9 protein-coding genes are annotated in these 12,896 nt (G+C 66.8%); 8 read left to right on the top strand and 1 reads right to left on the bottom strand.

The features are described 5' to 3' along the window. Positions 1-592: 592 nt before the first annotated feature. From AB1824_09145 to AB1824_09130, 4 genes are all read left to right on the top strand, one after another. Positions 593-1,657 carry a hypothetical protein gene (locus AB1824_09145; protein MEW5765128.1) on the top strand — a complete coding sequence of 355 codons (1,065 nt, stop codon included), beginning with the start codon at positions 593-595 and terminating at the stop codon, positions 1,655-1,657. Positions 1,658-1,774: 117 nt separating this feature from the next. Beyond that, positions 1,775-2,329: a hypothetical protein gene (locus tag AB1824_09140; GenBank protein MEW5765127.1), complete on the top strand. Its 555-nt coding sequence runs from the start codon at positions 1,775-1,777 to the stop codon at positions 2,327-2,329. A gap of 143 nt (positions 2,330-2,472) precedes the next feature. Continuing rightward, positions 2,473-4,707 (top strand): glycosyltransferase family 4 protein, encoded by a 2,235-nt coding sequence (locus tag AB1824_09135; protein ID MEW5765126.1) that lies wholly within the window; start codon positions 2,473-2,475, stop codon positions 4,705-4,707. Between the two features lie 64 nt (positions 4,708-4,771). Next, positions 4,772-5,155, top strand: a complete 384-nt coding sequence (locus AB1824_09130) for a phosphomannose isomerase type II C-terminal cupin domain (GenBank protein ID MEW5765125.1) — start codon at positions 4,772-4,774, stop codon at positions 5,153-5,155. Between the two features lie 159 nt (positions 5,156-5,314). Here AB1824_09130 and AB1824_09125 read toward each other — a convergent pair whose 3' ends face one another. Then, positions 5,315-6,883 carry a DHA2 family efflux MFS transporter permease subunit gene (locus AB1824_09125; protein ID MEW5765124.1) on the bottom strand — a complete coding sequence of 523 codons (1,569 nt, stop codon included), beginning with the start codon at positions 6,881-6,883 and terminating at the stop codon, positions 5,315-5,317. Positions 6,884-7,363: 480 nt separating this feature from the next. Here AB1824_09125 and AB1824_09120 point away from each other — a divergent pair, with 480 nt between their 5' ends. The 4 genes from AB1824_09120 to AB1824_09105 all read left to right on the top strand — a co-directional run. After that, complete coding sequence (locus AB1824_09120) at positions 7,364-8,107, top strand: hypothetical protein (protein ID MEW5765123.1); 744 nt, start codon at positions 7,364-7,366, stop codon at positions 8,105-8,107. Positions 8,108-8,253: 146 nt separating this feature from the next. Then, complete coding sequence (glpK, locus tag AB1824_09115; GenBank protein ID MEW5765122.1) at positions 8,254-9,741, top strand: glycerol kinase GlpK; 1,488 nt, start codon at positions 8,254-8,256, stop codon at positions 9,739-9,741. 27 nt (positions 9,742-9,768) lie between these two features. Further along, positions 9,769-10,986, top strand: a complete 1,218-nt coding sequence (locus tag AB1824_09110; protein MEW5765121.1) for a lysophospholipase — start codon at positions 9,769-9,771, stop codon at positions 10,984-10,986. Positions 10,987-11,287: 301 nt separating this feature from the next. Then, a partial coding sequence (locus tag AB1824_09105) for a PKD domain-containing protein (GenBank protein ID MEW5765120.1) occupies positions 11,288-12,896 on the top strand: 1,609 nt, incomplete at its 3' end.

The raw sequence follows: 12,896 nt of genomic DNA, 5'->3' as shown, positions 1-12,896 counted from the left end.
GCCGATGGCCAGAACGAGCGCCGCCGCCGCAAGGCAGATGATCCGCACCTTCCGATTCCTCATGCTCTCACCTCCTGTTCCTCCAAGGGTCCTACCGTTTCCCGGTTGCCCAGTCCTCGCGGGCCGCTACGCACCGGAATGACAGGACCGTCCTACAGCCCCAATGCAGTTTCCTGATCCCTAATCTCCGTCCTACGCTGCCTTCAATTGACTTCCCTTGGCTTCGCTTCGCCTTTCATCGCTGCGATTTCGGCATTCGCACCTCCTCGTCAGAGATGGACGGTAAGTCGGAGGAGGGTGGCGGGGAATAGCCCTTGACATGAATGCATGGAGGCCGGTGACGAGCCACGGATGCTCGGTGACGAAAGGAGCGGCCCCTGGGAAACGGGCACCGGCACCTTCATGGAGCGTGAAGAGGCTCCGCCCAGGAGAGCGATGCAAGATCTGTCGCATTGGGATGAGTGGGGGCTTTCGCTTGCTCGTCACTGGACCGGGGGCCATTCGTCACCGGAGGCGTATCCGATCTCCTTCGGCCAACGTAAGAAGGCCGAAATGGGCCTGCCTGTCGGGCCCTATGGAAGAGGAGGCTCTGTTGAAAGGCGAAGCGATGTCCCCCTCAAGAGACATGGAAAAGCCGGGTTCAGGCGAAATCGTCCGCATGATCCCTACGAACAGCGCGCCCGATTTCTCGAGCCAACTTCCTGAACAAGGCGCATCTTCAAGCGGGGGTCTTATCGCGTTCTGCCAGCCATCGCTTCCTGTGAGGCCAACCGGACCTTTCGGCGTCGCGGCCGCCGCCTTGTTCCTTGCGCTGGCCGTCGGATGCTGTATGGGTGGGGTCCGGAGACTCTCTTCCATGGATCCGAATTGTCCGGGGCGCACCCCTCGCATCTTTGCGCCCGGCATCGTCTCCAAAGGGGACATCCACGGCAGGCTCGTCGTGTCTCCCGAAGGGCGGGCCATGTTGTGGACCGTCTTCGACAGTGCGAAACAGTCCACACAGATTCGTTGGTCGAGGAAAGTCGGCAAGAGGTGGAGCGATCCGGAGCCCCCTCCGTTTGTGGCTGGACGCGAATCTGGCTCCCCTGTATTCTCCCCCGACGGGAGAAGGCTCTACTTCAGGGTTCGCACGGATGCTGGATGGGTGACCCAGTTCGTCGAGGTAGGGTCCGGCCAATGGGAACGGCCTCGCGGAGGCAGCCTTCGCTTCAACGACAGTTCGTCCTTCACGCGGTCCGGGAAGGTCTACTATTCGGCGCCAAGGGAGGGGAAGATCTGGGGCACCGGTATCTACTCGGCGCGAATTGTCGGCGAGGCCGACTCGGAACCCGTGCCCTTGGACGAGTCCATCAACGTTCCGAACGCCATTGACTACACGCCCTTTGTGTCGGCCGATGAGTCATTTCTCCTCTTTTCGTCGAACCGTCCGCGCATCGGTGAGGTGGAGGACATGCATATCTATGTCTCGTACCGTTTAGGAGGAGGGGAGTGGTCGAAGCCCCAGCGGTTGTTCGACCTGAATGCCCGTTTCCCTTGCCTCTCCCCGGACGGGCGTTTCCTCTTTCTTTGCGGCGATGATGGAAACATCTACTGGGTCGATGCACGGGTAGTCGAGGACTTCAGGCCCGCCGAGGCGGTTCGGCCGGGAGGGTCATGAGGCGTGTTGGAACGGGTCCAAGGGACTGAACCTTGAACGTGAAGCGATGATTGTCAAGCGGCGGAACGAAACGAACCAGAGCGCCGGGTGAAGGCGGGCGCGAGAATGGGAGGAAACATGGACAGAAAGGACTTCTTGAAGAGCGCGTGCAGTCTTTGCGCGTGCGGGTGCGTCGCGGGGTTGGTCGGCGGAACCAAGGTCCTGGCCTCGGAAGAAAAGCCACCGGTTGACCCGCGCCTGGCGTTCACGCGCTACCAGGTGGCCAAACTGGTCGGATTGATGGCCGTCGAGGCGAATGCGGGAGCTTGCAAACCCATCCTCGAGGGTATGGGCCGGGAGTGCGCCAAACTCTCCTTGGCCAATGCAAACATCAAGGGAGACCCAGAGGGGTACTTCGCGGCCGCCAAGGAGGCATGGGGGACCGAGTTTTCGTGGGACAAGGAGAAGGGTGTGATCACCGTCACCGGGACCGAAAAGGCATGTTCCTGCCCGCTCGTGGACCTTCGTCGGACACCGGCATTCTTCTGCAATTGCACCGTTGGATACCAGAAACAGGCATTCGAAATGATCTTCGGAGGCCCTGTTGAGGTCTCCCTGAAGGCCACGCAATTGAGCGGAGCCAAGCGGTGCGTATTTGAGGTACGGCCCTCGGCGGGTGCGGCGAAGACCTAGCCGCCCGCTCGACGCGGGAGTCTCAAGCCGAGCCACAACTCTGATGATCAACTCCCAGGGGGGAGGCCCGAACCGCCCGTCTCCCTCCGGCGCCTGCTATACTGGAGCCCATTCGCGTTGGACCGCGCCCCTGGGAGGCATGCATGAGGCCCCTGTCCGTCGCCTTCATCGGAACCTACATCCCGCGCCTGTGCGGCATCGCGACCTTCACCCACGACCTGGGGCGATCGGTGGCCGCGGCCACGGGGCGCGTGTTCGGCGAGGACCCCCGTCTGCGGGTGGTGGCCATGCACAACCCGGCCGACTCCTTCGGCTACGGGCCGGAGGTGGACTTCGTGGTGCGCCAGCCTCTGAAGCGCGACTACCTCGAGGCGGCGGAGTTCCTCAACATCTCCCCCTTCGACGTGGTGAGCCTCCAGCACGAATACGGGATCTTCGGCGGGGACGACGGGCGCAACGTCCTGGACCTCCTGGAGGGCCTGCGCAAGCCCGTGGTGACCACCCTCCACACGGTGCTCACGAGCCCGAGCGAGGGCCAGAGGAGGGTCCTGAGCCGGGTCTGCGAGGCCTCCTCGGCCGTGGTCGTCATCGCCGGGAAGGCCGTCCCCGTGCTGGAGGAGGTCTACGGCGTCCCGCGGGAGAAGGTGGTCCACATCTACCATGGCGTCCCCGACGTGCCCTACCTGGACCCGGCCTTCTACAAGGACCAGTTCCAGGTGGAGGGGAAGAAGGTGCTCCTGACCTTCGGGCTCATCGGCCCGGGCAAGGGCATCGAGCACGCCATCGACGCCGTGGCCCGCGTCGTGCCCCGCCACCCCAACCTGGTGTACGTGATCCTCGGCGCCACCCACCCGGACGTGAAGAGGCACCACGGCGAGGCCTACCGTCTTTCGCTTCAGCAGAGGGCCGAGCGCCTCGGCATCCAGGACAACGTGATCTTCTACGACCGGTTCGTCTCCGAGGAACAGCTCACGGAATTCCTCCAGATGGCCGATTTCTACATCACGCCCTACCTCGCCAAGGAGCAGATGTCCTCCGGGACCCTGTCCTTCGCCCTCGGTTGCGGCAAGGCCATCGTCTCCACGCCTTACTGGTACGCGGAGGAACTCCTGGCCGATGGGCGCGGCCTCCTGGCCCCCTTCGGGGACGCGGAGGCCATGGCGGAGCGGCTTTCCTCGCTCCTCGACGACGAGGTTTCCTGCAACCAGATGCGCAAGCGGGCCTACCAGTTTGGCCGCACCATGGTGTGGAAAGAGATCGGCACCCGCTACGTGGAGGTCTTTCAGCGGGCGGCCCGGGCGGGGCTCACGCGCGCGGCGACGGTTCGATCGGTGCCCTCCGGCCTTCCCGAAATGCGCCTGGACCATCTGAGGGCGCTCACGGACGACACGGGCCTCCTCCAGCACGCGGTTTTCGCCACGCCCTGGCGCAAGCACGGGTACACCACGGACGACAACGCCCGGGCCCTCCGGTTCGTGGTCCGGTACCACGCCCTCTTCCAGGACGATTCGGTCCTGCCCATGGCCACAACCTACATGGCGTTTCTCCTCGACGCCCTGGACCCCGAGACGAACCGGTTCCGGAACGAGATGGGGTACGACCGCCGCTGGGTCGACGAGGTGGGTTCCGAAGACTGCCAGGGCCGGGCCGTCGCCGCCCTGGCCGACGCCCTCGTCCTGGCCCCCAACGACGCCATCTCCGGCATCGCCATGGAGCTCTTCGGGAAGGCCCTCCAACCCCTCGCCTCCTTCACCTCCCCCCGGGCCTGGGCCTGGGTCATCCTGGGCTGCGACCGATACCTCAAGCGCTTCGGCGGCGCCCGGGAGGTGCGGGACCTGCGGCAGGAGATGTCCCGACGCCTCATCCGCCTCTTCGAGGAGAACGCCACCGAAGAGTGGCCCTGGTGCGAGCCCAAGCTCACCTACGATAACGCGCGGCTCTGCAAGGCCCTCATCGTGGCGGAGAAGGTGACCAGCCCGGAGGGGGCCCTGAAGACGAGCCTTCATTCGCTCCAGTGGCTCCTCGACGTCCAGACCGACGCCCGCACGGGCGTCCTCTCCCTCATCGGCAACCAGGGATGGTTCGAGAGGGGAAAGAAGAAGGTCCGCTTCGACCAGCAGCCCATCGAGGCGGGCGCCCTCCTCTCCGCCTGCCACGAAGCCCTCAAGGCCACCGGCGACCGGAAATGGTACGAAGCCATGCGGCGTTGCTTCCACTGGTTCCTCGGCGTCAACGACCTCTCGGTGGCCCTCGTCAACTACACCACCCACGGTTGTCATGACGGCCTCCAGCGCACGGGCGTGAGCCAGAACCAGGGGGCCGAGTCCACCCTCTCCTGGCTCGGTGCCCTCTTGAGAATGTACGAGGAGTCGAGGTAGGGCCGGCGGACGAGGTGCCTCGGGCGGAGGATGCCGGATGGAGAGCGATGGAAAGGGTGAGTCCATGAGCGAGGAAGCGCCGAAGAACATGGAGGAGTTTCAGTCCCGGATCGTCCACGACGTCAGGCCGTGGGGCCTGTTCCGCCGCTTCCCCCACCAGGGCGTTTCGAGCATCAAGATCATCGCCGTGAATCCCGGCGGGGTGCTGTCCCTCCAGTACCATCATGGGCGGGACGAGTTCTGGCTCGTCCTCGACGAGGGCCTCGAAATGACCGTGGGAGACCGAATCTGGCGGCCCGCACCGGGCGAGGAAGTCTGGATCCCCAAGGGAACGCGCCACCGGGCCCGCGGCGTGGGGGAAAGGCCGGCCCGCGTGCTCGAGCTCTGGATCGGCGACTCGGAGGAGTCGGACATCGTCCGGGTCGAGGACGTCTACCAGAGGGGTTGAGCCCGGGAGCGGCCCTTCGATTCCCAGGGACCTACTCGGGACAAGGCGGCGTGCGGAGCCGAATCCCCGAAAAGGACCACGCCTTTCAAAGACAATCCGTCTTGTTACCTTCAAAGTAAAGCGGGACGGGCGCCGCGCCGTTGGCGCGGCACGGGAGGCTTAGGCCTGACGCTTCCGCGAAAGCGCGTCCGCGCCCTTCCCCTCCGCCGGCCTCCCCCTCAACAGGAACAGGAAGGGGAGGAGCCCGGCGAAGATGAGGGCGAGCATCCAGAAGACGTCCACGAAGGCCGAAAGGTAGGCCTGCCGCTGGAGTTCTCCGTACAGAAGGCCCTGGGCCGCCTCCCTCGCGGAGGAGGGGTCGAGGCCCGACCAGGAGAAGAGCCCGCGGGCGGTCTCGTCGAGGCGCTGGGTGAATCCCGGATCGAAGGGGGTCAGGTTTTCCACGAGCCGGGTCTGGTGAAACTGGGCCCGCTGTCCGAGGACCGTAGCGGATAGGGCGATGCCCACCGAACCCCCCTCGTTGCGGAGCAGGTTGAAGAGCCCCGTGGCCTGGCCCATGCGCTCCGGCGGGATCCGGGAGTAGGCCGAAACGGCGATGGGCACGAAGAGAAAACCCAGCCCGAAGCCCTGGACCAGCCGCGAGAGGGTCAGGAACCAGAAGTCCACCGCCAGGCTGACGTGAACGAGCATCCACATGGAGACCACGTTGGCCGCCACGCCCACGAACACGAGCAGGCGAGTGTCCACCTTGCCGATGAGGTTGCCCACGAACACCATGGCGAGGAGCGAGGCGAACCCGCCCGGCGAGAGCACATAGCCCGCCCACGTGGCCGTGTAGCCCAGGAGGTGCTGGGAGAACAGGGGAAGCATCACGAAGGAGCCGTAAAGCCCGAAGCCCAGCAGGAACATGAGCACCGTCCCCGATGCGTACTCCCGGTTCTTCAGGATGCGCACGTCCACGAGGGGGTTCTTCGCCGTGAGCGACCGCCACGCGAAGAGGGCGATCCCCAGCGCGGACACGGCGGCCCAGAACTTGATGAAGGGGCTCTCGAACCAGTCGAAGCGCTCCCCCCGGTTGAGGAAGATTTCCAGGCCACCCAGCCCGGCGGCGATGAAGACGAAGGAGGCGTAGTCCACCCGGCCCTCGGGCCGCCGGATGTAGTGCGGGTCTTCGATCAGGAGCGCGCCCAACGCGAAGGCCGCGATCCCCACCGGGACGTTCACGTAGAAAATCCACGGCCAGGACCAGTTGTCCGTGATCCACCCACCCACGGTGGGCCCGATGATGGGGCCGAAGATCACTCCCACTCCGAAGAGGGCCATGGCCTTGCCGTGTTCCTCCCGCGGAAACGACTCCAGAAGGATGGCCTGGCTCATGGGCACCATGGCGCCGCCCGAAAGTCCCTGGAGAACGCGCATGAAAATGAGGAAGCCTAGGGACGGCGCCGCTCCGGATCCCAGCGAGGCCAGCGTGAAGACCACGAGGCACGCCAGGTAGAAGCGCTTTCGCCCGAAGTAGTTCCCCAGGAAGCCCGTGACGGGAAGGATGACGGCGTTGGCCACCAGGTAGGAGGTGATGACCCAGGTGATCTCGTCCGTGCCCGCCGAGTAGGTCCCCGCCATGTGCGGCAGGGCCACGTTCGCCACGGAGGTGTCCACCACCTCCATGAAGGTGCCCAGCATGGCCGTGAAGGCGATCAGGTACCTGTTGTCCGTCGCCATGGACATGGCTTGGCCCCCGGCGTCTCAGCATAGCACCGCGGGAGAAGGAAGAATGTAGGAAGTGAAACGCGAGACGTTAGACGTTAAAAATAGGGACAGCCACCCATTTTTTAGGGATTGCACCGCCGAGGCGCGGTGGCGCGGAAGAAAGACCTTCTCTTACCACAAAGAGCACAGCGCACACAGAGACAGGCTCCCGAACGTGCCTTTTCTCTGTTCTACCTGTGATCTCAGTGCTTGAAAGGCCTCTCGGCCAGCCGCGCTATGGTGTAGAGGATGGCCCCTCGCCAGCAAAGGCCGCTGTGGAGCCGGCATGCCTTCGATGCTAGGCCGCCGCGACGAGGTCCATTCAAATCTCCGCAGGAAATGGCACCCGCATCTTCCCATCCGGCTCCGAGTCCCCTTCCCCTTCACATCGCAACCGGTCCGGATGTTCTTTTTCCTGGATGGAACGGGATACAATTGTCCGGGAACAGGAGATGGGCCATGAAGAGCGGGGCGAAAATCGCGCTGGGGGTTCTGGGCATCCTTCTGGCGGTGTGCGTGCTGTCGGCGGTGGGCTTCTTCCTGAGCGACACGGGGAAGAAGGTGATGGGCTTCTCGGGCAAGGTGATGAAGATCGCGGGGACGGGGAAGGGGCTGGAGCGGCTGGAGAAGGCGCACCCGTTCACGCCTCCCGAGAGCGGCGTGGTGGAAGAAGCGCGGCTGGAGGCGTACCTGCGCGTGTGCGAGGCCGTGAAGCCGGAGGCCGACGCTTACTCGGAATGGCTCAAGGCCCACGAGGGAGTGCAGGGTCAGAAGGGGGATTTCGAGACGGCGCAGCAGGCCGTGGAGGGCGCCCAGAAGGTCCTGGGGGCCTACGTGGCGGCCCTGGAGAGGGAATCCATGGGCCCCGGGGAGTTTCGCTTCATCCAGCGGGCCATGGAGGAGGCGGAGGAGAGCCTTCCGAAGGGCTCGGGTTCGGACCTGGAGCGGGCCCTTCTTCGGGACCTGGAGGAGGCCGCGGGCCTCCCCGGCCTTTCGGAGGCGGACCGAGCGGCGCTGAATGGGAAGGCGGCGCGGTACCGGGCCGCCCTGGGCATGGGGGAGGGGGGACTGACGGGCAACGCGGCCCTCTACGCCAGGTACCGGGACCGCCTGGAGGCCTCCATGCCGTCGGGGGAGGCCGGGGCCATCCTGGGAGGCCATGGCGGCCACCGCCGCTCGGGCCCCGTGATCCGGGTAGACTGAACCGAAAACCCACAGAGTCTTCGGTGTACCGCCTTCCACGTCCAGACCAAGGACCTTGGTGCGCGCCATCGCCCCCCGCTTCTCCTCCACTCATCTCGTCTTGCTTCCCTGCCCTGCGTCGCCTATAAGGGTTCAGGGGGTTCGCCATGAAAGAAGGCATCCTGGCCATCGACCAGGGGACGACGGGGAGCACGGCGCTGGTCTTTTCCCGCCAGGGGGAGATCCTCGGCCGAGCCTACGCGGAAATCACCAACCACTTTCCCGAGCCGGGCTGGGTGGAGCAGGACCCGGAGGAGATCTGGGACACGAGCCGGCGGGTGATGGTGCAGGCCCTCCGCGCATCGGGGGTGGGGACGGAAGGCCTCCGGGCCATCGGCATCACCAACCAGCGCGAGACCACGATCCTGTGGGACCGGAAGACGGGCGAGCCGGTCCACCGCGCCGTGGTCTGGCAGAGCCGGCAGAACGCGCCCCTCTGCGAGCGCCTGCGGGCGGAGGGGCTCGAGCCGGAGATCCGGAAAAGAACGGGGCTCCTTCTGGACGCCTACTTTTCCGGGACGAAGATCGCGTGGATTCTCGATCGCCATCCCGAGGCCGCCGCAAAGGCCCGTGAAGGCGAGGTCCTTTTCGGTACGGTCGATACATGGCTCCTGTGGAAGCTCACGGGCGGTAAGGTCCACGCGACGGACCCCACCAACGCCTCCCGAACGCTCCTGTACGACATCCACGAGCGGAGGTGGAGCGAAGGGCTCTGCGCCGGTCTGGGCGTCCCCCGGGCCATGCTCCCAGAGGTTCGTCCCTCCTCGGGTCCCTTCGGGGAAACGGCGGCCTCCGACGGCTTGCCCGGAGGCGTGCCCGTCTCCGGCGTGGCGGGCGACCAGCAGGCGGCCCTCTACGGACAGCAGTGCTGGGAGCCGGGCCAGGCCAAGAACACCTACGGCACGGGGTGCTTTCTGCTCATGAACACGGGGGAGCGGCACCCCATCAGCGAGGGGGGGCTCCTCACGACCCTGTGCTGCGGGCCCCGGGGCGAACCGGCCTACGCCCTGGAGGGGTCGGTCTTCACGGCGGGCGCCGCCGTGCAGTGGCTGCGGGACGGGCTGGGACTCATCGCGAGCGCGGGCGAGACGGCGGCCCTGGCGGCGTCGGTCCCCGACGCCTCGGGGGTCTACGTGGTGCCCGCCTTCACGGGCCTCGGCGCGCCCTACTGGGACATGGAGGCCCGGGGGGCCATCGTGGGCCTCACGCGGGGCGTGAACCGGGCCCACATCGTGCGGGCCACTCTGGAGAGCATGGCCTACCAGACCCGGGACGTGGTGGAGGTGATGAACGCCGACTCGGGCGTTCGCGTGCGGGAACTTCGGGTGGACGGCGGTGCCTCGGCCAACGATCTGCTCATGCAGTTCCAGGCGGACCTCCTCGGGGTTCCCGTGGAAAGGCCCGACCTGGTGGAGACCACGGCCGCCGGCGCCGCCTACCTCGCGGGGCTCGGCGTGGAATTCTGGACCGGACCCGAGGAACTCCGCCGGGCCCGGCGCGCGGACCGGACCTTCGCTCCCTCCCTGGACGAGCCCTCCAGGGACCGGCTCTACGAGGGATGGAAGAAGGCCGTGCGGCAGGTCCTGGCGCGCTGAGGGCGGGGGAGGAGGGGAGGCACGGACGTGCAGCGGGAAACGGGGACCACGCGGGCGAAGGACGGAGCGGAACTCTTCTGGAGGGCCTGGATCCCCTCCGGCCCCCGCGGCGCCATAGCCGTCGTCCACGGGCTCGGGGAGCACTCGGGTCGCTACGAGGCCACGGCGGAGCGCCTGACCCGGATGGGCCTGGCCGTCTGGGCGGTGGACCTGAGGGGACACGGCCGGAGCCCGGGAATCCGGGTGCACGTGGAGCGCTTCGACGAATATTTGGAGGACACGGACGCGGCCCTCGCCCTCGCCGCCTCGCGCCACCCGGGGCTTCCGCTCTTCCTCCTAGGCCATTCCATGGGGGGGCTCGTGGCCCTCCGCCATCTGCTCCAACGCCCCGGCGCGGTTTCGGCGGCCGTGATCTCGTCGCCGGCCCTCGGCACGCACCCGCGCTTCGAGCCCAACGCCTTCACGAAGGGCGCCGCCAGGGTCCTCTCGAGGGTGGCGCCGCGGCTTCTCATCGCGAGCAACCTGGACGCCTCGCGCCTCTCGCGGGACCATAGCGTGGTGGAGGCCTACCTCGCCGACCCCCTCGTGTCCCGCAAGGTCTCGGCCCGGTGGTACACGGAAATCGTGGCGGCCATGGCCGACGCACGCGCCCGCGCCGCGTCGCTGAGGACGCCCGTCCTGCTCATGCAATCCGGCGACGACGTCCTCGTGGATCCCGAGGCCACCCGCCGGTGGGCCGGGGCCGCCCCCGCGGAGCGCGTGGAGTTCGCGTGGTGGGACGGCTTCTACCACGAGATGTTCAACGAGCCCGAGAAGGACCGCGTCTTCGGCCGCGTCGAAGCCTGGATCTCCCGCCTTCTGCCCGCCGAACCACAAGCTCCACAACGTGGCCCTCCAAGGGATCACCGATCCCGACGGCGATGCGGTGACGGTCACGGTGACGGGGATTACGCAGGACGAGCCCACGAACGGCCTGGGCGACGGGGACGAGGCGCCGGACGGGTACGGAGTGGGGACCGCTCAGGTGAGCCTTCGGGCCGAGCGCTCCGGCTCCGGCAACGGAAGGGTCTATCCCATCGCCTTCACGGCCTCCGACGGCAAGGGCGGCACCTGCGAAGGTGCCGTGACTGTCGGCGTCCCCCACGACCCGAAGGACACCCCCGTGGACGACGGGCAGGCCTTCGACTCCACTCAGTAGCCCCGCCTCTAAAGAAACGCAGATGCAAGACGTCGGGCCCTCGCTGACCGCTCTGCCCTGATACGTTTTCACTCGCGCGGGCGCGGCGGCGGCGAGAAGGCCTCGCGCCCCGCTCGGGACGCGCCGCCTCGGACCCGATTTCGGCCTCCCCACGCGGGAGGCCGGCCCGTCTCAATGTCTCGGCCCGACGTGCCGAAGATCACACTCTCCCCTCTCCTGCCCCCGGTCGTGACGCCCGTCACGGTCCAGGGGTGGACAATCTCCTACCAAGTCGCTACTAATTGGCGCGCGTTCGGTTTTGTGAGGACGACATCGCTGGCCCCCATCTTTTTCAGGAGGACCCTACTCATGGCCATCCCAGTCACCCGAAAGACGTTGCGGTTCTTAGGGATCGCGGCTCTCGCCTTGGCCGCCGCCGCCACGTGGACGGCTCGGGCGGAGGCACCCGAATTTTCCGGCGCCAGGGCGGCGGTCCACGGTCTGGTTCTGCCCTCGTCTCCCCAGGTGGGAGAGGACGGCTCCATCGTCCTGACCGCCGAAGTGCCCGTCGCTCCCGGCGCATCCCGCCGGGTTCTGCTGAAGTTCGACCCCATCTGGAACGTTCTCGAGCGCGCCGATGGGCCGGCCCTCGTTGTGGATGCGGGGGAGCGGGGCACCGCCCGGCTTCCCTCGGGGGACGCTCTGCTTGCGGACCGCGAGTCGGGCGAGATCTTGCGAATCCGTCCCGACGGGAGGTCCGAAAAGGTGGCGGGCGGTTTCGAGCGCCCCGAGTTCCTCGCCTACGACGCGTCGGACGGTTTCCTCTACGTGCTGGATGTCCCGACGCCGGGGGTCCCTCCCTCGGCCGGCGGCCGCAACGCCCTGAAGCGCGTGAATCTCGAGGGCGGGGCCGTAGAGACCTTAGCCGGGGCGAGTTCTCTCCCCCTGGGACTCGCGCTGGCCGGGGAGAAGGCCTTCTGGGTGGACGGGGACAGCGGCGTTCTCTTTTCCGCCGATCTTGGCGAGAGAAAGAAAAAGGACAACAAGGAGAAGTTCGACGCCCTCCTCAGCGGAGCGGATGAAGTGCCGCCGGTCAACACGACCACGACGGGCACGGTCCGATTCAAACTGAAACTCGAAGAGGAGGATGACGTCGTGCCGGCCGGGCCGGAATCGAGCCGGCTGGAGGACAAGGAAAATCGGTTGGAATTCCACCTCAAGGTGCGGCGCATCGTGGGAGCCACGGCGGGCCACATTCACCTGGGCGCGCCAGGGGTCAACGGTCCCGTGGTCGCCGAGCTCTTTTCCTCCTCCAGGCCCTCCCCGAGACCCAGGGAGCTGGAGCGGGAAGGCAAGATCTACGAAGAGGACCTCGTGGGGCCCCTGGCGGGCGATTGGGACGGATTCGTCTCGGCCCTGCGCGCCGGACAGCTCTACGTGAACGTACACACCCAGCTCTTTCCATCCGGTGAGATTCGGGGCCAGATCATCCCCCAGGGCGGCGTATCCAACCGGCCCCCCAACGGCACCATCCTGGCCCCCGCGGGGGACGTCACAATCTCGGAGGGAGAAAGCGTCTCCTTCGCCGGGGCCGTCAGCGACCCCGACGGCGACACGGTGAGCGTCCTGTGGGACTTCGGCGACGGATCCTCCTCCACGGACCTCAACCCCGGGGACCACCTGTACGCCTCCGCCGGCACCTACACCGTGACCTTCACGGCGACGGACGCCGGGGGCCTCTCCGACCCCACTCCCGACTCCCGGATCATTACGGTCGAAGGTTCTCAGAATGCCCCTCCCGAAGGGGTGATCGTGGAGCCCCCTGGCGACGTATCCATCCTGGCCGGGGAATCGGTGACCTTCTCGGGGAGCGCCACGGACCCCGACGGCGACACGGTCACGGTCTTGTGGAACTTCGGGGACGGCTCCACCTCCACGCTGCTCAACCCCGGCGCCCACGTGTACGCCAGCGCGGGCA

The organism is Acidobacteriota bacterium, assembly GCA_040752915.1.
GTDB lineage: Bacteria > Acidobacteriota > UBA4820 > UBA4820 > DSQY01 > JBFLVU01.
The sequence above is the reverse complement of the archived record's forward strand: the minus strand, read 5'-3'. Positions and strand labels throughout refer to the sequence as shown.